Source organism: Haemophilus sp. CCUG 60358 (genome assembly GCF_001679485.1).
Lineage (GTDB): Bacteria > Pseudomonadota > Gammaproteobacteria > Enterobacterales > Pasteurellaceae > Haemophilus_D.
Window position 1 is genome coordinate 1 of the sequence record NZ_LZOZ01000005.1, and the last position, 23,934, is coordinate 23,934.

General features: G+C 39.1%; 20 protein-coding genes and 1 pseudogene. 5 read left to right on the plus strand and 16 right to left on the minus strand.

The window, feature by feature from the left end:
* From A9500_RS10795 to mnmC, 3 genes and pseudogenes are all read right to left on the minus strand, one after another.
* A pseudogene (locus A9500_RS10795) lies at window positions 1–201 on the minus strand (IS3 family transposase); the annotation flags it as partial.
* On the minus strand, window positions 202–327 hold the full coding sequence (locus tag A9500_RS10640; protein ID WP_143421575.1) for a helix-turn-helix domain-containing protein: 126 nt from the start codon (window positions 325–327) through the stop codon (window positions 202–204).
* Between the two features lie 75 nt (window positions 328–402).
* On the minus strand, window positions 403–2,412 hold the full coding sequence (mnmC, locus tag A9500_RS01905; RefSeq protein WP_065243695.1) for a bifunctional tRNA (5-methylaminomethyl-2-thiouridine)(34)-methyltransferase MnmD/FAD-dependent 5-carboxymethylaminomethyl-2-thiouridine(34) oxidoreductase MnmC: 2,010 nt from the start codon (window positions 2,410–2,412) through the stop codon (window positions 403–405).
* A 182-nt stretch (window positions 2,413–2,594) separates the two neighbouring features.
* On the opposite strand from mnmC, the gene fabB reads away from it, so the two are divergent.
* From fabB to ilvN, 3 genes are all read left to right on the plus strand, one after another.
* The gene (fabB, locus tag A9500_RS01910) at window positions 2,595–3,815 is read left to right on the plus strand and encodes a beta-ketoacyl-ACP synthase I (RefSeq protein ID WP_049362854.1); all 1,221 of its coding nucleotides are present in this window, start codon (window positions 2,595–2,597) and stop codon (window positions 3,813–3,815) included.
* Window positions 3,816–4,184: 369 nt separating this feature from the next.
* Window positions 4,185–5,909, plus strand: a complete 1,725-nt coding sequence (locus A9500_RS01915; protein ID WP_065243696.1) for an acetolactate synthase 3 large subunit — start codon at window positions 4,185–4,187, stop codon at window positions 5,907–5,909.
* Window positions 5,909–6,400 carry an acetolactate synthase small subunit gene (gene ilvN / locus A9500_RS01920; RefSeq protein WP_049355548.1) on the plus strand — a complete coding sequence of 164 codons (492 nt, stop codon included), beginning with the start codon at window positions 5,909–5,911 and terminating at the stop codon, window positions 6,398–6,400. The genes A9500_RS01915 and ilvN overlap by 1 nt, the downstream gene beginning before the upstream one ends.
* Before the next feature lie 92 nt (window positions 6,401–6,492).
* Here ilvN and yedE read toward each other — a convergent pair whose 3' ends face one another.
* The 9 genes from yedE to A9500_RS01965 all read right to left on the minus strand — a co-directional run bounded on the left by yedE (window position 6,493) and on the right by A9500_RS01965 (window position 17,170).
* Complete coding sequence (gene yedE, locus A9500_RS01925; protein ID WP_065243697.1) at window positions 6,493–7,554, minus strand: YedE family putative selenium transporter; 1,062 nt, start codon at window positions 7,552–7,554, stop codon at window positions 6,493–6,495.
* 207 nt (window positions 7,555–7,761) lie between these two features.
* On the minus strand, window positions 7,762–8,820 hold the full coding sequence (locus A9500_RS01930; RefSeq protein WP_049365916.1) for an ABC transporter ATP-binding protein: 1,059 nt from the start codon (window positions 8,818–8,820) through the stop codon (window positions 7,762–7,764).
* 17 nt (window positions 8,821–8,837) lie between these two features.
* On the minus strand, window positions 8,838–10,532 hold the full coding sequence (locus tag A9500_RS01935) for an iron ABC transporter permease (protein WP_014065220.1): 1,695 nt from the start codon (window positions 10,530–10,532) through the stop codon (window positions 8,838–8,840).
* A gap of 11 nt (window positions 10,533–10,543) precedes the next feature.
* Window positions 10,544–11,614 (minus strand): ABC transporter ATP-binding protein, encoded by a 1,071-nt coding sequence (locus tag A9500_RS01940; RefSeq protein WP_014065221.1) that lies wholly within the window; start codon window positions 11,612–11,614, stop codon window positions 10,544–10,546.
* A gap of 19 nt (window positions 11,615–11,633) precedes the next feature.
* A complete protein-coding gene (locus A9500_RS01945; protein ID WP_065243698.1) occupies window positions 11,634–12,629 on the minus strand; it encodes an ABC transporter substrate-binding protein in 996 nt (331 codons plus the stop codon).
* Between the two features lie 163 nt (window positions 12,630–12,792).
* Window positions 12,793–13,458: a DUF484 family protein gene (locus A9500_RS01950; RefSeq protein ID WP_065243699.1), complete on the minus strand. Its 666-nt coding sequence runs from the start codon at window positions 13,456–13,458 to the stop codon at window positions 12,793–12,795.
* Between the two features lie 64 nt (window positions 13,459–13,522).
* On the minus strand, window positions 13,523–14,821 hold the full coding sequence (purA, locus tag A9500_RS01955) for an adenylosuccinate synthase (protein WP_065243700.1): 1,299 nt from the start codon (window positions 14,819–14,821) through the stop codon (window positions 13,523–13,525).
* Window positions 14,822–14,951: 130 nt separating this feature from the next.
* Window positions 14,952–16,304: a lysine-sensitive aspartokinase 3 gene (gene lysC, locus A9500_RS01960; protein ID WP_065243701.1), complete on the minus strand. Its 1,353-nt coding sequence runs from the start codon at window positions 16,302–16,304 to the stop codon at window positions 14,952–14,954.
* 167 nt (window positions 16,305–16,471) lie between these two features.
* Window positions 16,472–17,170: an ElyC/SanA/YdcF family protein gene (locus A9500_RS01965; protein ID WP_083180233.1), complete on the minus strand. Its 699-nt coding sequence runs from the start codon at window positions 17,168–17,170 to the stop codon at window positions 16,472–16,474.
* Between the two features lie 157 nt (window positions 17,171–17,327).
* On the opposite strand from A9500_RS01965, the gene A9500_RS01970 reads away from it, so the two are divergent.
* Window positions 17,328–18,413 (plus strand): homoserine O-acetyltransferase, encoded by a 1,086-nt coding sequence (locus A9500_RS01970; protein ID WP_065243703.1) that lies wholly within the window; start codon window positions 17,328–17,330, stop codon window positions 18,411–18,413.
* 45 nt (window positions 18,414–18,458) lie between these two features.
* Here the strand turns inward: A9500_RS01970 and A9500_RS01975 are convergent, their stop codons facing one another.
* Window positions 18,459–19,013, minus strand: coding sequence for a nitroreductase family protein (locus tag A9500_RS01975; RefSeq protein ID WP_065243704.1), 555 nt, complete (start codon window positions 19,011–19,013; stop codon window positions 18,459–18,461).
* Between the two features lie 110 nt (window positions 19,014–19,123).
* Between A9500_RS01975 and sppA the strand changes: the two genes are divergently transcribed.
* Window positions 19,124–20,986: a signal peptide peptidase SppA gene (gene sppA / locus A9500_RS01980; protein WP_065243705.1), complete on the plus strand. Its 1,863-nt coding sequence runs from the start codon at window positions 19,124–19,126 to the stop codon at window positions 20,984–20,986.
* Between the two features lie 61 nt (window positions 20,987–21,047).
* On the opposite strand, the gene A9500_RS01985 is transcribed toward sppA, so the two are convergent.
* The 3 genes from A9500_RS01985 to A9500_RS01995 all read right to left on the minus strand — a co-directional run bounded on the left by A9500_RS01985 (window position 21,048) and on the right by A9500_RS01995 (window position 23,934).
* Window positions 21,048–21,980, minus strand: coding sequence for a bile acid:sodium symporter family protein (locus A9500_RS01985; protein WP_049365906.1), 933 nt, complete (start codon window positions 21,978–21,980; stop codon window positions 21,048–21,050).
* Between the two features lie 95 nt (window positions 21,981–22,075).
* On the minus strand, window positions 22,076–22,879 hold the full coding sequence (locus tag A9500_RS01990) for an ATP-binding cassette domain-containing protein (protein ID WP_065243706.1): 804 nt from the start codon (window positions 22,877–22,879) through the stop codon (window positions 22,076–22,078).
* Window positions 22,879–23,934: an oligopeptide/dipeptide ABC transporter ATP-binding protein gene (locus A9500_RS01995; RefSeq protein ID WP_065243707.1), complete on the minus strand. Its 1,056-nt coding sequence runs from the start codon at window positions 23,932–23,934 to the stop codon at window positions 22,879–22,881. Before A9500_RS01995 ends, A9500_RS01990 begins: the two co-directional genes overlap by 1 nt.

The window sequence follows — 23,934 nt, forward strand, 5'->3', positions numbered from 1 at the left end:
GGCTTCCTCCTGAAGTCTGAGCTTTCTCAACTCCTTTAGGTAAGCGACCTCCGCTTCAAGCTGTAAAATTCTCAGACGTAAGCGGTCTTCTTCTGTTTTAGGTGGAGGAGGCATTCTGGCATATTTAGGTTTCATTGGCGGTCGTCCTGATGGTTTATAAGGAATAAGTCCTTTTATGCCACTTTTTTCAAAGCGTTTCAACTAGGTTCCAACTAATGTGTCAGAGGGGATATTGTAAAAACGAGCGGCCTCTCGAATGCTCATTTTCCCTTTTAGGATAGGTTGAAGAACCTGTAATTTAAATTCTGTTGTGTAGTGTTTACCCATAAAAAAATCTGCACCTCAATTGTTGGTTGTTTAGTCCAACTTTTGGGGTGCAGATCAATTTTAACCGCACTTTTTCTATTTCACCTCTGCACCTTTCAACCAGCGTCTGACCCAACTGCGGTTTGGCATTAAGTTATGAATCAGAGCTTCACTCATCGGTAAGGGTTCACCATAAATTAAGGAAGCCAGTGTTTCACCCAAAAATGGCGCAGAAGTTAATCCTCTAGAGCCTAATGCGCCGATTAAATAGAGATTAGGGTAGTTTTCAGCTTGTTCTATTGGCTGTTTACGGCGGCGTAAATTAAACAAATTCTGATATTGTGTTTGCTGAGCAGAAAAATGAGGAACAGCGCCCATCATTGGCGTAAGATCACGTACCGAACAACGCACACCGATTCGAGCAAGATTACCCGATGTATCCACTTCTTTTGTCCACTCTTCAGGTATATTTTGCTGAATTTTTTGTTGATTCTCTTGTTGTTCAGTTAGGCTAAATTCACGAGTTGCATTATCACGAACATGACTTGCGCCAATACAATGACTGGTTTTCGCTTGATCGACTGGCGTCAGGTAGCCGTCATAGCACAACACAGTTTTGAGTTTAAGCAAGTTTGCGGATGTTGGAATTTGGCTCACTTGTCCTCGAACAGGATAGAGTGGGAGTTTTTGTGTTTGCTCAAACTCAGTGAGTTTATGTCCGTTTGCTAAAACAACCACTTCATGGCAGAAAGTTTTATTTTCAGCTGTAGTGATTTGCCAACCATTTTCTGTTTGCGAAAGTGCGGTTACTTTTTGTAATGTTTTAATCTGGACGCCTTGTTTTTCTAAAAAGGCAAAAGCATGTTGAACTAACTGGCGTGGCGCAAGCCAAGCGCCTTGAGGGATAAAAGCGCCACCAAAAGGTAACGGTAAGCCCACTTTTTCACTTAATTCAGATTGGCTTAATGACTGATATAAATCAGAAGGCAAATTCAGCTCAGCGATTTTATTTAATTTACTTTCAGCTTTCTCATTGTAAGCACAAAGTGCGACACCACAGAACTCATGTTCAAATTCAATTTGTTGTTGAATTGCCCATTGTAGAAATTGATGGCCATAGGCAAAAGCATGAATATAAAAACGAATATTACGCTCGTTATCATCACTCAGTTGCGGATAAAAAGCGCCTTGTTTATTGCCAGATGCATTGAGGGCAGTTTGCTCATCTTCACAATAAATCGTGATGTTGGCACCACGTTTAAGCATGGAGATAGCCGTGCAAAGAGAAGCAATCCCTCCACCAATAATGGTAATATCTTGCTTGTTTAGAGTGGCTGGCTGACTATGAAACCAGGGCGTATAAAGTGCGGTTGGTTTTTCCTGCGTTTTTTGACCAGAAAGACATTCCCGTTTTTTACCAAAGCCTTTGCGTTTCTTAATATTAAAGCCTGCATTTTCTAAGCCTTTTCTCACCGCACTTGCTGCAGTAAAGGTCGCAAAGGTGCCTTGTGGCTTGGTAAAGCGAAACATTTGCTGATAAAGCTGCTCATTCCACATGTCTGGGTTTTTACTCGGTGCAAAACCATCTAAAAACCAGGCATCAATTTTATCATTCATATAATCGCCAAGTTGCGGCAGATTTTCAGAGACATCGCCAAACCAAAGATCTAACGTGGTTTCATCAAAATGAAAACGATAGCAACCTTGAATGGGATTAAGCCAATGCTGTTGTAAATGCTGAGCAAGATGAGAAAATTGCGGATAAGCTAAATGGGCTTGTTGTAATGCATCAAGTAGCAAAGGGTATTTTTCAAAAGAGATAAAATAAAGGCGTTTTAAAGGCGAATCAGGGTGTTTTTGACGAAATTCACGGAATAGCGTAGTCACCGCAAAGAAATTTAATCCTGTGCCAAACCCCGTTTCAGCAATAACAAAGTGGGCTTCTTGATAATTAACCCAACGTTCCCACAACTGATTACCTTCTAAAAACACATAGTGGGTTTCCGCTAAACCATCTTGATTAGAAAAATACACATCATCAAATTTATCCGAAACAGGCGTATTCTCTTGGTTAAAATGAATTTTTGCGTGCTGAATGGTGAACATGTGTTAGCCCTTTTTTGCCTTATCAAATTCTTTTATAATAGCACGGAAATTTTGAGACGGTTAAAACTTAACTGGTCGAACAAATGAATTATTGCTTGCAATATTTTCATTTCATAGTAAATTGCGTTCAGCTAACAACTGTAAGTTGAATTAAATTTCCCCTAACTCATAAGGAATAAAGAATGAAAAGAGCTGTAATTACTGGTTTTGGTATTATTTCAAGTATCGGTAACAACAAAGAAGAAGTTTTGGCTTCATTAAAAGCAGGTAAATCTGGTATTGAAGTCGTGCCTGAGTTTATTGAAATGAAAATGCGTAGCCATGTTGCCGGCACAATCAAACTTGATCCAAGCGAGCATATCGATCGTAAAGTGTATCGTTTTATGGGTGATGCGGCAGCTTATGCATACCTTTCTATGCGTGAAGCGATTGAAGATTCAGGTTTAACAGAAGATCAAGTTTCAAATGACCGTACAGGTCTTGTAATCGGTGCAGGTACTGGTTCAGCACATAACCAATTAGTGGCTTGTGATGCAGTGCGTGGTCCACGCGGTGTGAAAGCGATTGGTCCTTATGCGGTAACTAAAACCATGGCATCAAGTGTGTCAGCTTGTTTAGCAACTCCTTACAAAATCCGCGGTGTGAACTACTCAATCAGCTCTGCTTGTGCAACGTCTGCACACTGTATCGGTCACGCAGTTGAATTAATCCAATTAGGTAAACAAGATGTGGTTTTCGCTGGTGGTGCGGAAGAATTATCTTGGGAATGTGCAACTGAATTCGATGCAATGGGTGCGGTTTCAACTAAATACAATGATACCCCAGAAAAAGCTTCTCGTGCTTACGATGCAGACCGTGATGGTTTCGTTATCGCAGGTGGTGGTGCTGTTGTAGTGGTTGAAGAATTAGAACACGCATTAGCACGTGGCGCAAAAATCTACGCAGAAATTGTAGGTTATGGTGCAACCTCTGATGGTTACGACATGGTAGCGCCAAGTGGTGAAGGTGCTGAGCGTTGTATGAAACAAGCAATGGCGACGGTAGATACTCCAATTGATTACATCAACGTACACGGTACATCAACACCAGTTGGTGACGTAAAAGAATTAGGTGCAATCAAAAATGTATTTGGTGACAAAATCCCTGCGATTTCTTCTACTAAATCAATGACTGGTCACTCTTTAGGTGCTGCCGGTGCACACGAAGCAATCTATACCTTATTAATGCTACACAATGACTTCATTGCACCAAGCATTAATATCGAAACATTAGACGAAGCGGCAAAAGGTTGCAACATCGTGACTGAAACAAAAGAAAATGCAGGCTTACAAACTGTCATGTCAAACAGCTTTGGTTTCGGTGGTACAAACGCAACTTTAGTGTTCAAACGCTATAACGGCTAATTAAAACGTTTTAAAATCTAACCGCACTTTGGATCTTCCAAGTGCGGTTTTTTCTTATAATCTCTCCCTTTCTCCTTACTCAGCAGAAAAATCAACACTTAAAATGTGATCCAGCTCAAAATTTTGAACAAAAGAATAAAAAATTTTTATTTTTATAAAACTCCATATAAAACTACGATTTTCTGCTTTTTATATTAATTATCTTTATTTAAATCTTAATATTTTGATTTTGTTAGTTTTTAATGCTTTTTAATTCATTTTTTTAGACTTTTCTCATGCTGGACAAGCTGTTTTCTTTCGGTATGATGTTTCCATTGTTTTGACACGAATCGTAACAAATAAAAGTGCGGTCAGTTTTAGGAGTAAAATATGAAGAAATTATCCGGTGCGGAAATGGTGGTTCAGTCTTTGCGTGACGAAGGCGTTGAGTATTTATTTGGTTATCCAGGCGGTGCCGTATTGGATATTTATGATGCAATCCATACTCTTGGTGGGATTGAGCATATTTTAGTTCGTCATGAGCAAGCTGCAGTACATATGGCAGATGGTTATGCACGTGCAACCGGTAAAGTAGGTTGTGTGTTAGTCACATCAGGACCTGGTGCGACCAATGCGATTACGGGTATTTTGACCGCTTATACTGATTCAGTACCAATGGTGATCATTTCAGGTCAGGTAATGAGTAGCTTAATCGGTCGTGATGCGTTCCAAGAATGTGATATGGTGGGGATTTCTCGTCCAGTGGTTAAGCACAGCTTTATCGTTAAAAAAGCAGAAGACATTCCAGGTATCTTGAAAAAAGCCTTTTATATTGCTTCAACAGGCCGTCCAGGTCCCGTTGTCGTAGATATTCCAAAAGATACCGTAAATCCAACTTTAAAATATCCTTACGAATATCCAAAATCTGTTGAGCTTCGTTCTTATAATCCAACGGTAAATGGTCATAAGGGGCAAATTAAGAAAGCGTTAAAAGCATTATTAGTAGCTAAAAAACCGGTTTTATTCGTGGGTGGTGGTGCAATTGCGGCAGGCTGTCATGAAGAATTAACGCAATTTGCACAACGTTTAAATTTACCAGTAACTTCATCATTAATGGGGTTAGGCGTATATCCAAGTACCGATAAACAATTCTTAGGCATGCTTGGGATGCACGGGACTTATGAAGCCAATACAGCTATGCATGAAAGTGATTTAATTCTTGGTGTTGGGGTGCGTTTTGATGACCGAACTACTAACAACTTAGATAAATATTGTCCGAATGCAAAAGTGATTCAGATTGATATTGACCCAACCTCTATTTCTAAAAACGTACCCGCGACTATTCCAATTGTAGGTAACGCGAAAAATGTATTGGATGAATTCTTAAGTTTATTAGGTGAAGAAATCGGTTCTCGTCCACAAAATCACTTAGAAGATTGGTGGAAACAAATCGATGAGTGGAAAGCGAAAAAATGCTTGGATTTCGATCGCACTTCAGGCGTCATCAAACCACAGCAAGTCATGGAAGCGGTGTATCGCATCACAAAAGGCCAAGCTTACGTGGCATCGGATGTAGGGCAACACCAAATGTTTGCCGCATTACATTATCCGTTTGATTTACCACGTCGTTGGATCAATTCAGGTGGTGCGGGTACGATGGGCTTTGGTTTACCTGCAGCATTAGGGGTGAAACTTGCACATCCTGACGCAACTGTAGTTTGTGTAACGGGTGATGGCAGTATTCAAATGAATATCCAAGAGCTTTCAACAGCGACACAATATGGCATTCCAGTTGTGGTGATTTGTTTGAACAACCACTTCTTAGGCATGGTGAAACAATGGCAGGATTTGATTTACTCTGGTCGCCATTCTCAAACTTATATGAATTCTTTACCAGATTTCGTGAAGTTAGCCGAATCTTATGGGCATGTGGGGATTCAAATTTCGACACCAGATGAATTAGAAAGCAAATTACAAGAAGCCTTCAGCATTAAAAATAAATTGGTCTTTGTTGATATTAACGTTGATGAAACCGAACACGTTTACCCAATGCAAGTTCGCGGCGGGGCGATGAATGAGATGATTTTAAGCAAACCACAAGAGGAGAACGAATAATGCGTAGAATTTTATCTGTTTTATTAGAAAATGAATCCGGTGCATTATCTCGAGTGGTCGGCTTATTTTCCCAACGTGCATTTAACATTGAAAGCTTAACCGTAGCACCTACGGACGACCCAACCCTTTCTCGTATGACGATTGAAGCGGTAGGTGATGAGCAAGTACTCGAACAAATCGAAAAGCAACTTCACAAGTTAGTGGATGTGTTTAAAGTTATTAACTTGAGTGAACATGAGCATGTTGAGCGTGAAGTGTTGTTAGTGAAAGTACGTGCAACGGGTTCATCACGTGATGAGTTAAAACGTTTAGCCGATATCTTCCGTGGTCAGATTGTGGATGTGACAACAAAATCTTATACCATTCAGTTAACGGGTACAAAAGACAAATTAGATGCTTTTGTTGAGGCACTGAAAGAAGAAAGCACATTACTTGAAATTGTTCGTTCAGGGTTAATCAGTCTTTCTCGTGGAGAGAAGAATATTCTTTAATGATCTCGAAAGTGCGGTTAAAAATGACCGCACTTTTTAAAACTAAAAAGGAAGTCATGATCGACTTCCTTTTTGTTTATTCTGAATGGATATTAGGCTTCAGATTTATTAGTTAGTGCGATATATAAGCAAACCGCAAAGCCGGCAATTAAAAGATGAGGCGTAAAGGCTGCAACGCCTGAAGGAGCCGCTGCTAAGCCAAAGTTATGTGCCGCAGCTGCGCCAAGTAGCATACCGAGCACAAATAATGCCGAGTCATTATTCCCTTCACCAATATTGACTAATTGCTTACCTGGACAACCACCGCCTAATGCAAAGCAAAGACCGCAAAGCGCCATAGAAAGGAAATTGTAGAGATAGTCATTATGTGCGATAGGTTGTTTTTCAAAGCCTAAATGGAATTGACCTAATAAGGCATTAGTTATTGCCGCAAAGAAAATCAATGCAATCACACCGTTTAATAGATGTGCATCACGGAAGAGGACAAAGTTTCGAAATGCCCCAATTGTGCAAAAACGTGATTTTTGCATCAGTACACCAAGAAGTAATCCGCCAGCAAGTGACATCCAAATAGCTGCATGTTGTGCACCTGGGCCTTTTTCAGAGGTGTAAATCGCGAGATTTTCACCAAATTTAAATTGGGTTAAGGCTAAAACAAGCAAAATTACGGCAAAAATTGGACCAATTAAACCCGAAGATTGGCTTTGTTCCTTAGATTTACCTAATGAGAATCCTCGATTAGCGAAGAAAATACCTCCCAATACGCCAGCAAATAATCCTACGATACCTGCAATTGCAGTGAGATCACCGCCACCTAATCGTAAATAAGCACGCCATGGACAACCTAAGAAAATGAGCGCACCAAGCATCGCAAAAAAGCCTAAGCTAATACGAGCGAGTGGGGCAGAGCCTCCACGAGGTTTAAATTCCTTAGATAAGAATGCACTGGCGAGTGCACCTAAAACTAATCCAATGAGTTCTGGGCGAAGGTATTGTAATGGGGCAGCGTGGTGTAATCCAAGCGATCCGGCTGTATCGCGTAAGAAACAAGCCGCACAAAATCCCATATTACCAGGATTGCCATTGTAAGTGAGAAGTGGCGCAACGATACCAAGTGCAGCACCTGCAACCACAGGCCAAGTTAAAATTTTCATAATTAGACCCTTGTGATATCTGAAGTTAAATTGAATTGTGTGTTTTTAATAATAAAAACAAAGGTATTGTAGAAAGAGTTGAAAAATAAAGAAAGTTTATTTTCTTGAAATTGTGAGCAGGATCAAAGATTAGTTGATAATGAGAACAGCTTGTCTAATTCTTATAAAAATAAAAGTGCGGTTAAATTTAACCGCACTTAAGATATGTTATTCAGCAGGGTACCAATGCAAATGTTCAAAGGCTATCTGACATGTTTCCCCTTCTTTCGGGCCTGAATCTCGTCGCCCAATTTGAACACGAATATCTTGATCTCCAACTTGGATATTATAATCCGTCACTTCACCAAGATAAGAGCGACGTTTTACGACACCAGGGATTCCACCTTGTTGAACAAATTCAATGTCAGATGGACGGCTTGCTAATATCGCTTTCCCTTGTGAAAGTAAGTCATTATTTGGCATTTCTGGAAGATTAAAAATACCATCAACTTTATCAATGTGAATACCTTGTGATGACAGGTTTACATTTAATTGATTTGATAACCCGATAAAATTGAAGACAAACTTGTTAGCTGGGTTGTTATAAATATTTAATGGGGTATCAATTTGTTGTACCGCTCCTTTCTTCATAACCATAATACGATCTGAAAGTGCCATCGCTTCAGATTGGTCATGAGTCACATAAATAATTGAGAACCCAAATTTTTTCTGTAATGCCTTAATTTCAAAACGCATTTCTTCGCGAAGATGGGGATCTAAGCTTGATAATGGTTCGTCTAGTAACATGACGTCTGGGTTAATTGCTAATGCCCTAGCAAGTGCCACACGTTGTTTTCCACCACCAGATAAATCGTCAGGGCTTTTCTTGGCAACACTAAGTAAATTAGTGTGTCTTAACGCATCAGTTGTTCGTTTTTCAATTTCTTGGGCTGAAATATTTTTGAGTTTTAACGGAAAGGCAACGTTATCATATACCGTCATATGTGGCCATACTGCAAAGGCCTGAAAGACCATACCGAAATTGCGTTTCTCTGGCGGGAGATAGAAATTGTTTTTCTTCGATGACAGTAATTTATCACCGACTTTAATTTCCCCTCCGTCTAAGTCTTCAAAGCCAGCGATCATTCTTAGAGTTGTTGTTTTTCCACAACCCGATGGCCCTAGCATAGAGAAACATTCGCCTTTTTCGATAGAAAGGTTAAGATCTTCAATGGCAATAACATCACCAAATTTTTTCATGACATGATTTAATTGAATATAGCTCATCTTTTACTCCTAACCTTCTATTTTTGAGTTTTCTTTTCAGCATAACGTTTAATAACGGTTTGACCTAACACAATGATTATTAGGGCGATACCCGCTAATGCCGCAGAATAAACCGTTTCACCATCTTCATTTAGGGTATAAATTGCTACCCCGATGGTTCGTGTAGAAGGACCATATAACATAACAGAAACGGTCAATTCACGTAGTGCTGGAAGGAAAATCAGGAAGAAGGCGGCAATCATCCCCGGTCTTACGAGTGGGATAACAATATCTTTTAAGGATTGCCACATACTTGCTCCACATGCTCGAGAAGCTTCAACTAATGAATCATGAACTTGCTCAAGTGCTGCAGAGTTGGCTTTGAGTGAGAAAGCCATATAACGTGCAATGTAAGCAATTAAAATAATCCAAACTGTATTGTAGAGATTGATACCAAATTTACCACTCCAGGCAAGGATCACCCCAAGAGCAATTACAGAGCCAGGTACGGAAAATGGCAACATCCCTAAGAACTCAAGAATGCCTTTTCCGCGAACACGCATTTTAACGATAACATAAGAAATCATTACCCCTGCAAACATGGTAATCAGTGCTGCCGCGAGACCGAGAGTCACACTATTGCGAATTGCATCTTTTGTTAACTGCCATTCAAATAAGATGAATTTATAGTTATCTAATGTGAGATTTTCCCATGTAATTGGTAATCCATAGGTTTTTAATCCACCAACAAGGAAAATCGTGACTGTAGGCAATACGATAGTAAAGGCGATGTAGAGTAAGCAAATAACAAGCAACGGTTTTCTCAAACCACGAAGTTTTACTTCGATAGGTCTAAAGCTTTTACCTGCAATAATTTGGAATCGACCTTTATTTAAGATTTTGTTTTGTAACCAAATAATCAGTGCCGCAGTGAATACTAAAACAGTTGCAAGTACAGTACCGGTACGAATGGCTTCAAAACTACCCGCACTTTGGTGAATACGTTCATAAATGAGGGTTGGAATGTTAAAAATACCATTTTCTACGCCCAGTACGGCAACAGTACCAAAGTGAGCCATAGAATAGAGCATAATGAGTAATGCACCAGAAAGAATACTAGGCATGACGAGTGGAATGGTAATTTTACGTGTAATGGTAAAGAGGCTTGCGCCTGAGATTCTCGCTGATTCTTCTAATGTAGGGTCCATGCGCTCTAATGCACCACAGACTTGGATAAAGACGAATGGGAAAAGATACATTGTTTCTACAGCCATAATACCAGCGTAGCTATAGATATTAAAAATAGGTCCATCAAATCCTAAATCCATGAAGAATTGGTTAATGTAGCCAGAACGTGGTGAAAGTAACATTTTCCAAGCTAAGGCTCCAATGAAAGAAGGAAGCATAAAAGGCACAAGGAACATCACTTTCATAAAACCTTTATAAGGTAGATCTGTTCGAGTCACTAACCAAGCAAAAAATGTACCAATAATCGTACTCATCACAGTTACACCAGATGCGATGAAAAGTGAATTGAGTAATGCTTCATAGGTTTCTTCTTGTTTAAGAATATTCACCACATCGGTGATATTAAATTGTCCATCAACCCAAAAAGAATTGAGGAAAATAAGTAAAACAGGAACCGCAACAACGATCACTAAGATACCGATAGATAAGGCTAGAATAACGTTAGCAATATTGAATGGATGATTATTTTGAATAGTTGTAGCCATAATAAACCCCTCTAGATTTCTTTAGCAGAATCAAACCAAAGCAAATCATGAAAACTGATAAAGCAATTTTCACCTTCATTGAACATTAAATTATTACGTAATGCTTTATTAGTTGGGATTTCTGTTCGTAGTGTTACACCATCAATCTCTACCATATAATCCATTACCGCGCCAAGAAAGCTGGCTCTTGATATTTTTCCTAGTAAACCCTCATTGTTTTTGCTTAGTATGATATCGGAAGGTCGACATCCTAATTTCCCTGAGTTAGGCGGCAAGTTTTTCCAATTTAAAATTTGATTGCCTTCTCCAATGTAATGATGATTATTTTGGTATCTCACAGGAATGAAATTTGCGAGCCCCATAAATTTAAACACCATCTCATTTTCTGAACGCTCATAAATGTCCCATGGTGTTCCAACTTGTTGGATATCGCCATGTTCATTCATAATGGCCAAACGATCAGATATTGCTAGGGCAATTTCTTGGTCATGTGTTACGTAAAGAATAGTAATACCGAGTTTTTTCTGTAATTCTTTAATTTCAAAACGCATTTCTTCTCGAAGATTGGCATCTAAATTATTGAGAGGCTCATCCAAGAGCATTAAAGATGGTTTAGCAACTAATGCCCTTGCGAGAGCAACGCGCTGTTGTTGCCCCCCTGACAATTGAGAAGGTAAACGTTCTTCTAAACCAGTTAAATTAACTAATTCGACCACTTCCATCACTTGTTTATGGAGAGCTTGTTTTTCAATATTCTTTAATTTAAGAGGGTAGGCGATATTGTCAAAGACAGTCATATGCGGCCAAACAGCATAATCTTGGAAGACCACACCAAGACCGCGTTGATCTGGCGGAATATCCGTGTTTGTAGCGGGATCGGCAACAACCACATCATCAATTAAAATACGGCCACTATCTGGTACATCAAATCCTGCAAGCAGGCGTAATAAGACAGTTTTCCCACAGCCGGATGGGCCAAGAAGCGTAAAACATTCTCCATCTTGTACAACTAAGGACAGATTTTTTAACACTTCATTTGAACCGAATTTTTTGGATACATTTTCAAATGTAATTGTTGCCATAATCACGACTCCTTACTGATTAACGACCTTGAAGAATTTGAGTGAAATGTTTAATTGTTTCTTCTTTTTCTGACATTAATTTTTCATAGTCAATAGGAATCGCTCTTGATACGGCATCTTCTAGAGATGGCATGCCAAATTTAGCATCAAGTTCAATACCTTTTCTAACTGGTAATGTTCCTTCATTTGCAATGATTTTTTGCCCATCTTCAGAAAGTAAGAAGTCAATAAATTTTTGTGAAGCAGTAAGGTGTTCAGTGCCTTTTAAGATTGCTGCTGGGCTAGGGATGACGAGCGTTTCTTTTGGATAAACCAATTTTAATTGCGCGCCTTTTTTGATTTTATCGTTGGTAATATAGTCAACAGCGAGAGAGGCTAATAAATCACCAGATGCGGTATCATCGATAACTTGTCCTGCACCTTTACCCACTTTAGCTTTATTTGCTTTTAATTTTTCAAAGAATTCCCAACCAAATTTATCTTTTAATAAAGATACACTCATATATGACGTACCCGATAATGCAGGGTTTGCAATACCAAATGCACCTTTATATTCAGGTTTTAAGATATCAGCCCATTCAGCAGGCGGGTTATCTTTAACGAAGCGGGTATTGTAGGCGATTGCTAGCGTACCGAGGCGGATTGGGGTAAAAGAACCATCAAAGTTAGGGATTGGGTTAACAATATTAGCCGTTTCAGGAGAAACATAAGCTTCAAGCATGCCGTTTTTTTTCATTTGGAAGAAGTCAGGTACTTCACTTGTCCAAATCACATCGGCCATAATTTTCCCGGATTCTTTTTCCGTTGCAATTTTAGCCATTAATTTTCCGGCGCCAGCAGACTGATAATCCATTTCAACATCTGGATGTTTTTCAGTAAATTTTGCTTTTAATGCACCAATTAATGATTCTTTCATTGATGTGTACACAATTAATTTTTCTTGTGCCGCAGCCATATTACTAAATGACATACCTAGTCCAATGGCAATCAATGTTAAAGACATTTTTTTATTCATAATGAAACCTCACTGAGATAGGGATAAAATCAGTAAATGAGATCAAACTACGATCGACATTTATACCAAAACATCTAATCTACAAAATACGCTTAAATATTTGAATATAAAAGTCTAAATTTAAATAATTTTCAGATTTGTGATAGAGATCACTTAATAACGTTTAAAGCCATCTTCCCAAATGCAATTCCACAATATCGACTAAATGTCGAAGGAATGTGGTGTCTTGGTCGTTGTGGAAACGGTCTGTGTCTCGAGATTTGAAGAGTAAAAGTGCGGTTGGTTTTTGTGGTGTTCCGCCTAAGCGGCAAATTGCCACAGAGCCGATAGGGAGCTCTTCTGGAAGGAACATGAGGGCTTTTTCTTTATTGGATAGATCGCCTAAATAGAATTGGCGTAAGCCCATGCGCTCTAGGCGAATGAGTTCAAAGGCTTTTCGGTCTAACCAATGTTGTTCAGGAATAGAATTATTTTTTTGCCAGCTGTCAGAGAAAAGTAAGATTTTAGCACCTTCTAGCTCATAGCCTTTTGCCCAGTCATCAAGCTTTTCATTGATGGCAATAAAGTCGTTTGTTTGAAACAGCTTCTTCTGCAAAGGCAAGAGAGCAAAGAAGATATCTGCTTCTTGATGAGCAAGTTGATGAAATTTTTCGAGGAGTTGAGTAAGCGTTTTGATTTGTTCTCGTTGCTGAGCAAGCTGTGCTTCGACTAACGAAATCGTCCCTTCTTCATGGCTATGCGGAATACTAAGCTGTTGAAGTAGTTCAGGGCGATGGGTAAAAAAATCAGGGTGATTTTTTAGGTAGTCAGCAATATCTTGTTCAGTCATCAAAAACTCCTTAAAAAATAACCGCACTTGGCTATGCCAAAGTGCGGTTTATTTTTATGCTGTTTTAGGCCGCAAACGGATCGCGTAAAATCATTGTTTGAACACGATCTGGACCCGTTGAAAGGATATCTACCGGTACACCAGTTACTTCTTCGATACGTTTGATGTAATCACGGCAAGTTTGCGGTAATTTATTTACATCAGTTACACCAAATGTGTTTTCTTTCCAGCCTGGTAAGGTTTCGTAAATTGGCTTCACGCCTTCCCAATCTTTCGCTGCTAATGGTGCATATTCAACGATTTCGCCATTTGGCATTTTGTAAGCCGTACAGATTTTCACTTCATCGAAGCCATCTAATACGTCTAATTTGGTCATACAGAAGCCAGAAATAGAGTTAAGTTGAATTGCACGGCGAATGGCTACTGCATCAAACCAACCACAACGACGAGGACGACCAGTTACAGCACCAAATTCATTACCTTTACGTGCAATTTCAGCACCAGTTTCATCGAATAATTCTGTGGTGAATGGACCGCCACCAACACGTGTACAGTATGCTTTGATGATACCTAACACATAATCAAGGTTACGAGGACCAAACCCAGAACCTGTCGCTACGCCGCCTGCAGTGGTGTTAGAACTGGTTACATACGGATAGGTTCCGTGGTCGATATCAAGCATGGTACCTTGGGCACCTTCGAATAAAATGTTGTCGCCATTTTTGCGAGCAGTATCTAAGATGGTTGTCACATCTGCCACCATGCCAGTGATGATATCAGCTACCGCGAACACATCGTCTAATGTTTTTTGATAATCAACAGGTTCTACTTTGTAGTAGTTCACTAATTGGAAATTATAGTATTCAAGCAGATTTTTTAATTTTTCAGCAAAGGCTTCACGATTGAATAAATCACCTACACGTAAACCACGACGAGCCACTTTATCTTCATAAGCGGGACCGATACCACGACCGGTTGTACCAATGGCTTTTTTGCCTAATGCAGCTTCACGAGCGTGATCCATTGCAACGTGATAAGGTAGGATTAATGGACAAGCTTCTGAAATTAATAAGCGTTCACGTACTTTTACGCCACGGTTTTCTAATTCGCCCATTTCTTGCATTAATGCAGCAGGAGAAAGCACCACGCCGTTGCCGATTAAACAGGTCACGTTATCACGTAAAATACCAGATGGAATTAAGCGTAATACAGTTTTTTCACCATTAATAATTAACGTGTGACCTGCGTTGTGACCACCTTGGTAACGCACCACATATTTGACTCGATCCGTTAATAAATCAACGATCTTGCCTTTCCCTTCATCGCCCCATTGAGCGCCAAGAACAACAACACTTTTTCCCATAATTTCCGCCTTAAGTTTTGCGTAAGTTTATAAATCAGACAAACGATTACTTTACTCTTTTTTTGTCTTAATCTCAAATTCAAAACGTAAAAAAGTGCGGTTATTTTTAACCGCACTTTCTCTAAATTTATTATTCAAACAACGATTTATGTAATGAACGTACTACATCATCAGCTTTGTCACTATGCGCTAGCATACAAATGTTATTCGTGCTTGCACCATAGCTAATCATGCGAATATTATAACCTTCGAGCGTATCGAAAATACGTTTTGCTACACCTGAAGCAAGGTGTAAGTCATTTCCAATTAATGCGACAAGTGATAAGCCTGTATCGACTTTCACAGTACAATATTGACTTAATTCTTCTAATAATTCTGGTGAAAGTAATTCAACACCAGATGAAGCAGAACCTGTTTTATCTAACGTTAATGCAATACTCACTTCTGAAGTCGTAATCGTGTCCACCGAAATTTTATATTTGGCTAAGATATTGAATACATTCGCAAGGAATCCTTGGGCATGTAACATGCTTAAGCTTGAAAGCGTTAATAGTGTTTGATCGCGACGAACTGCAATAGCACGGAATGTTGGACGAGGTTGTGGATCGCGTGTTACCCAAGTACCGCCAGCATCTGGCGCTTTACTTGAACCTACATAAACGGGAATATTACTGCGTACAGCTGGAAGTAATGTTGCAGGGTGTAATACTTTAGCGCCGAAGGTTGCCATTTCAGCAGCTTCAGCAAAACTCATGGTATCAATACGTTTTGCTTCAGGGACGACACGCGGGTCTGTGGTGTAAATTCCCGCTACATCCGTCCAAATTAACACATCTTTTGCGTTTAATACTTCCGCTAAAAGTGCTGCAGAGTAGTCACTACCACCACGACCTAAAGTAGTCGTTTTACTGCCTGGTTCACGACCGATAAAACCTTGGGTGATCACTAATTCACCTCGGTCGATTAATGGTTTTAATAAATTATCGCAATTTGCTTGGGTTTGAGCGTCATCTGGTGCCGCTTTACCAAAGTTATCATTGGTTGCGACTAAAGTTCGCACATCGACCCAAGTAGCTGAGGTTTGTAATTCTCTTAATACTTCAATGAAAATTTGTGTCGACATCATTTCACCTTGACTGATGATTTCATCAGTTAAAGCTTTTGATGTCGCAAGGCTTGCCGCTTCAGAAAGTGCGGTAATATTTTCTAAGTATTTTTCGATGACAGGGCGTACACGGCTATCATCTTGTAATTCATTTAAAATATTTTCTTGAATTTGACGGACTTCACCAATTAATTTTGCACGTTCTTCTGTTTCTACGCCATTGGCTAGGGCAACTAATAAGTTTGTTACACCGGCTGATGCGGAAAGTACCACAACGCGAGTATTAGGATCTGCAATGATGATTTTGGCACAAGCCTGCATAGCCGAATAGTTTGCAACGGATGTACCACCAAATTTTGCTACCGATAAATGAGACATAAGATAATCCTCTAAAAATGAAAAGTAAGATGCTGTGTTTTGTGATGGGTATTAGAAATAGCGATTTCATCAAAAATTGTCAAATAAATACTCCAAAAAAATAGAGTAAAAAACCAATTATTTAGATATTTTTTGATTTAACAGGGTAAAAATTAAAGAATCATTAACTATTCGGTAGGAATTGGCAGAGGTTCTGGTGCACCGAGGAAATAAGGTTTTACACCGATGATTAAGTCTAACACGGCTTTTACGCGAGCAAACATTTCGCGAACACGTGTCCCGAAATACACGTCAGGTTGTTTCGCAGTAAAGCAAATTGCATCAATATCATAGTGTTTAGCAATCAGCAGTGCGCGTTCGCAATGGAATTTTTGGCTGATAATAGTAAAAGAGGGCACTTGGAAAACTTTACTTGCTCGCACAACAGAGTCTAAGGTACGGAATCCTGCAAAATCTTTAAACATCACACTTTCAGATACACCCATTTTACGTAGATCCAAAAACATGGTACGTGGTTCGTTATATTGAAGCGTGCGATTATCGCCACTTAGTAGTAAATAATCGACTTTATCTTGTTCGACCAAGAGTTTTGATGCTTCTAAGCGGTAATCATAATATTTATTGGTTTTGCCTTTAGCCACATATTTGGATGTGCCGAGTACCAATGCATAATGGCGATGCGGGAGCGTTTCGAGATCTTCATACACGCGGTCTTGTACATAAAAGCTCACGGCACGATCAATGGTGAAGCAACCAATCAAAACAAGCAAAAAGAGCCCTAGGGCGTAACCGAGGAGTTTTTTTAGCGGAAGGCGCAAGAGCCAGGAAAGTGCGGTCATTTTTGACAGCGTTTTGGATAGTTGCATTTTGCTAACATACTGAAAAAGCAATGTAAGTTCAAGTGTAATTTGTTTACTGAATTGATAAGAAAATATTTAGACGTCTAAACGTCTAAAATTTCTTGACAAAAAAAATGAGCTGTTGATAATTGGTGAACCATCAACGTAAAAGGTTATCATTTCAATGGCTGTGCAAAATGTCGTGCTTTTTCAAGACAATCCACTCCAATTAACATTGGGCGGACAGCTTTCGCCTATTAATGTCGCGTATCAGACTTACGGCACTTTAAATGCAGATAAAAGCAATACTGTATTGATTTGTCACGCTTTAACGGGAGATGCAGAACCTTATTTTGATGAACCTAATAAAGACGGTTGGTGGCAAAACTTTATGGGCGAAGGTCTAGCTTTTGATACATCTAAATACTTTTTTATTTGCGCAAATGTATTAGGTGGCTGTAAAGGCACGACGGGCCCGAGTTCGATTAATCCAACTACTGGAAAACCTTATGGGAGCCAGTTCCCGAATATCATCGTTCAAGATATTATCAAAGTGCAAAAAGCTTTGCTTGAGCATCTTGGTATCCCACATTTAAAAGCAATAGTGGGTGGCTCTTTTGGTGGTATGCAAGCTACACAATGGGCAATTGATTATCCAGATTTTATGGATAACATTGTCAATCTTTGTTCTTCTATCTTCTTTAGTGCGGAAGCCATAGGTTTTAACCATGTCATGCGTCAAGCGGTGATTAATGATCCGAATTTCAATAATGGTGACTATTATGATGGCACGCCACCTAATCAAGGCCTTTCCATTGCACGAATGTTAGGAATGTTAACCTATCGTACCGATGTGCAGTTAGCTAAGGCATTTGGTCGTGCAACTAAATCTGAAGGGCAATTTTGGGGCGATCACTTTCAAGTAGAATCCTATTTGAGTTATCAAGGCAAAAAATTCTTAGATCGTTTTGATGCCAACACTTATTTGCATTTATTACGTGCACTGGATTTATATGACCCAAGTGTTGGTTATGCGGATGTAAAAGAAGCTTTATCTCGAATTAAAGCACGTTATACATTAGTCTCTGTGACGACAGACCAACTGTTTAAATCTATTGATTTACATAAAAGTAAACAGCTTTTAGAACAAGCGGGAGTCGATTTAAAATTTTACGAATTCCCATCAGATTATGGACATGATGCCTTTTTAGTCGATTATACAGCGTTTGAAAATAAAATTAGAAGTGGATTAGAAGGCGAGTCTGAATAAGAACAATAGAAAAGGCGGAAATTTCCGCCTTTTTTGATTTTTTCTTTATAGATGGCTCACGAAACGTGATAAATCTTTTGGTTTACAGTCTCTTTCTAATTTTTCAGCTGCTGTACCAATTTGTAATAAGGCAACGATCTTATCATTTTTGTTACAACCAAATGCTTCACGTAATTCACGTCCCTCAACGAGAGGACCAGTTGCCCAAAAACTTTCAAAACCCAATGCATTGCCCGCAAGTTGAATCGCATAAGTTGCTGCACCTGCAGTAAGCATTTGTTCCCAACCTGGTACTTTTTTCACTTCATGATTAATTTTAGCAATCACCGCAATGACCATCGGTGCACGGCGTGCAAAATTCTCTGCTTTTTTTAATCGTTCTTCACCTAAATCAAATTCAGTCACCGCCGCTTTGAGCAAGCTTTCCAATTTACTTAAACCTGTGCCTTGGATTACCACGAAATGATAAGGCTCAAGTTTACCATGATCAGGTGTATGTAAAGCGGCTTGAAACATTTGTTCTAATTGCACTTGGCTAGGTGCAGGTGCAGTTAATTTTTTATTCGATTTGCGTTGTGTTAAAAGGGTTAATGCATCCATAGTATTTTCCTTCTTCTAGTTAAGTGCGGTTGATTATAGCATAGTTTTTCATGGGACTTTATGATAGGCTACGCACAATTTTTATTTCCGTTTTAAAGGTTTAATTTCGCATGAATGTCATCTTAAGCGTATTGAAATTTTGTTGTAAAGCGCTCAATTTTATCCGAAATCTTGTGATGAATTTTGTGTTCTTACTGTTTGTTTTAGCATTGATTGTGCTTGTCAGCCTTTTTAGTGATGGTAAGAAAAGCCAAGTTTTATCGGGCGATCAAGGCGCATTATATTTAAATTTAACAGGCTATCTTGCAGATAACACGGAAGATATGCTGAGTTGGCAAGAGGAATTTCAACGTTTAAATAATGAAAAGGTCTCTTATAAATATTCCACTTTTGATGTGGTACAAAGTATTTTATCTGCAAAAGATGATGAACGAATTCGTGGTTTAGTGCTGAATTTAAATGACTTTGAAGGGGGCGATCTTCCCTCATTAGAATATGTAGGGAAAGCGATTCAAAGCTTCAAAGAGTCAGAAAAGCCGGTTATTGCTTATGCTGACAATTACACACAGGCACAATATTTCCTCGCGAGTTTTGCGGATGACATTTATCTCAATCCAATTGGGCAAGTCGGTATTCAAGGTTTGCGTCAGGAAAACCTTTACTTTAAATCTATGCTCGAAAAACTTGAAATTACACCACATATTTTCCGTGTAGGGACATATAAGTCCGCGGTAGAACCTTTCTTGCGTGATGATATGTCGCCAGAAGCAAAAGCAAATATGCAAAAATGGCTTGGTGGCATGTGGCAAAACTATATGCAAACATTAATGGTTAATCGTCATATTACCGCCAATGATGTATTACCGAATGCACAAAAATACATTAGTGATTTAAAAGCGTTAAAAGGTGATGAAACGGCTTATGTGAAAAAACGTCAGTTGGTGACACAGTTTGCGACAAGATTGGATTTAGATAAAAAATTGACCGCACTTTTCGGTCAAGATGAAGAAGGCAAAGCCAAATTAGTGGATTTTGAAGATTATTTATCTGATTTAGGCGATCGTTTCTCTGTTGAGCCAAATGAAAAAAATATTGTTGCGGTAGTGAATGTCGAAGGGACCATTATTGATGGTGAAAGCGATGAAGAATCAGCTGGCGGCGATACCATTGCGAAGTTATTGAGACAAGCCTACGATAACGAGAAAGTGAAGGCGGTTGTTCTCCGTGTTAACTCACCGGGTGGCAGTGCATTTGCCTCTGAAATTATTCGCCAGGAAACCGAAAATCTTCAAAAAGCAGGCAAACCTGTTGTAGTATCAATGGGAGGCATGGCAGCTTCTGGTGGTTATTGGATTTCTTCAACTGCTGACTATATCGTGGCGGATAAAAATACGATTACGGGTTCAATCGGGATTTTTGCATTATTCCCAACCTTTGAAAATACAATCAAAAAAATGGGAATGAGTACTGATGGCGTAGCGACAACGGATCTCGCGGAAACGTCAGCTTTAAGTCCATTGGGTAAAAATACACAGGATATTTATCAACTTAGCATCGAAAATGGTTATGAGCGCTTCTTAGATGTGGTAAGCCGTGGTCGTCAATTATCAAAAGATAAAGTGGATAAAATTGCTCAGGGCCAAGTTTGGTTAGGGCAAGATGCACAGAAAAATGGCTTAGTGGATGAATTAGGCGATATTGATGTAGCCATTGATAAAGTGGTCGCACTAGTCAATCAACATCCTGATAAATACATGGATAATTTTAGTGTGCAATGGTTGGTGGATGAAGATAATAGTTTCTTTGCTAAATTAGATCGCAAGCTTAAACAAAAAGGTCAAGCGTTACTGACAAATTGGTTGGGACTGCCACAGGAAGTGCATCAAGTGAAAAAACAGCTGAATGTGTTAACCAAATTTAATGATCCAAAAGGGCAGTATTTGTATTGTTTAAATTGTGGTTCGGTTAAGTAAAACAGTAAAATATAAAAAGGGCGGAATGTAATTTCCGCCCTTATTTTTTTACCCAAATAGCTTATTTTTCATTTTTGATATTAGAGAAAATATTCGCCAAAATTGGACCCGATACATTGTGCCAGAAACTGAATAAAGCACTTGGTACCGCCGCAATTGGGTTGAAATGAGCAGCAGCTAATGCAGCACCTAAACCTGAGTTTTGCATACCTACTTCAATTGCCACCGCTTTACTATCCGCCGTATTAAGTTTAAATAATTTTGCCGCAAAGTAGCCAATTAAATAGCCTAAGCAGTTATGTAAAACAACCACGCTGAAAATTAATAGGCCAGATTCTACAATCTTATCTTTACTTACTGCTACGACGGCTGCAAGGATTAATACAATAGAAATAACAGAGACTAATGGCATAGTTTGGCTTGCTTGTTCCACTTGTTTTTTGAAGAGTGCACGAACAACTAAACCTAAGAAAATTGGGAACAACACCATTTTTAATACAGACATAAACATTGCACCTGCATCAATATCTAACCATTGGCTTGCTAATACATAGAAAATAGCAGGGGTTAATACTGGTGAAAGTAAGGTAGAGATTGTGGTACAAGCAACAGAAAGCGCGGTGTTACCTTTCGCTAAATAAGTCATTACGTTTGATGATGTACCACCCGGGCAAGAACCCACAAGAATTACACCAACCGCTAAATCAGCAGGCAAATCAAAGGCTTTTGCTAATCCAAATGCGATAGCTGGCATAATGATAAATTGACCCGCTACACCAATGAACACAGATTTTGGATGTTTAGCCACTTCACTGAAATCTGCAAAAGTTAAGGTAATCCCCATGCCAAACATCACCAAACCTAAAAGGTAAGGAATGTAGGGTGCAAAAATTTTGAATTGCTCAGGGAAGAGAAAGGCGAGAAGAGCAAAAACAATCGCCCATAATGCGAAAGTTTTGCTCACAAAGTTAGTGAGTTTTAATAACGCTTGCATAGTTGCTTTCCTATTTTGTTAAAAAGAATGAAAAGAGCGGTCAATTTTAAAGACGTTTTTTTGAGATGTCTATGCCTAACTTGTTTGACAGAGAATTAGGAAGTCGTTGTTTGCCAAGCATTTTCATCAAGCAATTGACCAAAATGGCTTTCTACAAGTAGGCGAGTAATATTATTTTGAGGATTGGTAAAGATCTCTCTCGGAGTGCCAGACTCGATAATCTCACCTTCATCCATTACTAAAACTTGATCGGCTATATGTTTGATAATGCCTAAATTTTGTCCAACATAAATATAGGAAATGCCTAAATGTTCTTGTAAATCTAAAATCAGATTAAGCAATTGAATACGCACAGAGGCATCTAATGTACTCAATGCATCATCAATAATAATGATCTCAGGTTGAAGAATCAGCGCACGAGCTAAGGCGATACGCTGTTTTTGACTGACCGAAAGGTGTTTAATTTTCAGATTCGTATAATCAGGATAAAGCCCTACCAATGAGAGCGTTTCAAAGATCTTTTCATTGCGAGCCTCTTCATCCCAATCGGTAATTAATCGTAGTGGTGCATCTAAGGCTTGTCCAATATTTAAACGCGGGTTAAACGCTGAATTCGCATCTTGGAAAACCATTCGAATATGCTGTGCGCGATAGTGAAAATCTTCGAATTGTAATGGTAAATCATTAAATAAGATTTTTCCTGAAGCAGGGGGAGTTATCCCTGCGATCATTTTTACTAAGGTCGATTTACCCGAACCATTTTTACCGATAATCGCAAGCGTTTCTTTACGGTTAAGCGTAAAGCTGACGTCTTTTACCGCATAAAATTGCTCAAAACCAAAAAGTTTTGCGGGTTCATCAAAGGTTTTACTGAGATTTTCCACTTGTAATAATGGCATTATTCGTTTCCTTTTGATTCGGTATTTAGCGTAAGCGGTGAAGTTGCAATTTTATCTTTAAACTGCCGTTCTCGAAGATTAATCGGATGATGGCAGGAAAACTCATGCTGTTTAATGCGATATCGGCTTGGCTTTTGAATACATTCACGCTGAGCAAAAGGGCAGCGAGGTCCTAAACGACAGCCAATCGGCATTTGTTCTAAAATCGGCACAGTGCCTTCTAATGTCCCTAATTTGCTTTTAAAACCTAAAGGGCGACTAAAATCGGGAACAGAGTAAAGCAATGCTTGTGTATAAGGATGATGAGGCATTTCTAATATTTGGTCGGTCGGCCCAGACTCTGTATTTTGCCCACAATAAAGAACGGAAATGCTATCACACCATTCACTGATACTTTTAAGATCGTTACTGGCTAATAAAATTGTTGTACCTTGGTTTTGGTTCATACTTGAAAGCAAACGGAAAATTTGCAATGCCGTAATGGACTCCAAAGAATTAGTGGGTTCATCCGCAATTAATAATCGAGGTTGATTCGCCACTGCTACGGCAATCATCACTTTTTGGCCTTCACCTTCAGTGAGCTCATTAGGATAACTCGCCATAATATCTTGGTGGTCTTTAATTCCTACACGGTGCAGTAATTCAATCGCACGACGTTTTTTCCAACCAAACCACTGCCACCAACGGCCTTTAAAGGTCCAGTTTGGAATACTTTGAATAAGCTGTTTACCAATTTTTCGACTTGGATCAAGACAGCTTAATGGGTTTTGGAATATCATTGAAATTTCTTTTCCAACGATTTTTCGACGTTGATTCGGTGTCAGTTTAAGCAATTCAACATCATTAAAACGAAAACGGTCAGCGGTGACAATCCAGCTGTCTTTAATAGAATTACTGATTACTTTAGCGATTAAACTTTTACCTGAACCTGACTCACCGACAAGTCCTAGAATTTCCCCTTCATTAAGCGAAAGATTGACGCCGTCCACAATTTTTATGCGGCCGTTTGGTGTTTGAATTTCAATATTAAGATTGCGAATATCTAACAGCGCCAT

Bases quoted from the DNA above. Each gene is read 5' to 3' on its own strand.
- A9500_RS01990 (WP_065243706.1), bottom strand. From the start codon at position 22,879: ATGCCATTATTACAAGTGGAAAATCTCAGTAAAACCTTTGATGAACCC.
- yedE (WP_065243697.1), bottom strand. From the start codon at position 7,554: ATGAAAATTTTAACTTGGCCTGTGGTTGCAGGTGCTGCACTTGGTATC.
- sppA (WP_065243705.1), top strand. From the start codon at position 19,124: ATGAATGTCATCTTAAGCGTATTGAAATTTTGTTGTAAAGCGCTCAAT.
- A9500_RS01950 (WP_065243699.1), bottom strand. From the start codon at position 13,458: ATGACTGAACAAGATATTGCTGACTACCTAAAAAATCACCCTGATTTT.
- purA (WP_065243700.1), bottom strand. From the start codon at position 14,821: ATGGGAAAAAGTGTTGTTGTTCTTGGCGCTCAATGGGGCGATGAAGGG.
- A9500_RS01915 (WP_065243696.1), top strand. From the start codon at position 4,185: ATGAAGAAATTATCCGGTGCGGAAATGGTGGTTCAGTCTTTGCGTGAC.
- fabB (WP_049362854.1), top strand. From the start codon at position 2,595: ATGAAAAGAGCTGTAATTACTGGTTTTGGTATTATTTCAAGTATCGGT.
- A9500_RS01930 (WP_049365916.1), bottom strand. From the start codon at position 8,820: ATGAGCTATATTCAATTAAATCATGTCATGAAAAAATTTGGTGATGTT.
- A9500_RS01985 (WP_049365906.1), bottom strand. From the start codon at position 21,980: ATGCAAGCGTTATTAAAACTCACTAACTTTGTGAGCAAAACTTTCGCA.
- A9500_RS01995 (WP_065243707.1), bottom strand. From the start codon at position 23,934: ATGGCGCTGTTAGATATTCGCAATCTTAATATTGAAATTCAAACACCA.
- A9500_RS10640 (WP_143421575.1), bottom strand. From the start codon at position 327: ATGGGTAAACACTACACAACAGAATTTAAATTACAGGTTCTTCAACCT.
- lysC (WP_065243701.1), bottom strand. From the start codon at position 16,304: ATGTCTCATTTATCGGTAGCAAAATTTGGTGGTACATCCGTTGCAAAC.
- mnmC (WP_065243695.1), bottom strand. From the start codon at position 2,412: ATGTTCACCATTCAGCACGCAAAAATTCATTTTAACCAAGAGAATACG.
- A9500_RS01935 (WP_014065220.1), bottom strand. From the start codon at position 10,532: ATGGCTACAACTATTCAAAATAATCATCCATTCAATATTGCTAACGTT.
- A9500_RS01970 (WP_065243703.1), top strand. From the start codon at position 17,328: ATGGCTGTGCAAAATGTCGTGCTTTTTCAAGACAATCCACTCCAATTA.
- A9500_RS01975 (WP_065243704.1), bottom strand. From the start codon at position 19,013: ATGGATGCATTAACCCTTTTAACACAACGCAAATCGAATAAAAAATTA.
- A9500_RS01965 (WP_083180233.1), bottom strand. From the start codon at position 17,170: ATGCAACTATCCAAAACGCTGTCAAAAATGACCGCACTTTCCTGGCTC.
- A9500_RS01945 (WP_065243698.1), bottom strand. From the start codon at position 12,629: ATGAATAAAAAAATGTCTTTAACATTGATTGCCATTGGACTAGGTATG.
- ilvN (WP_049355548.1), top strand. From the start codon at position 5,909: ATGCGTAGAATTTTATCTGTTTTATTAGAAAATGAATCCGGTGCATTA.
- A9500_RS01940 (WP_014065221.1), bottom strand. From the start codon at position 11,614: ATGGCAACAATTACATTTGAAAATGTATCCAAAAAATTCGGTTCAAAT.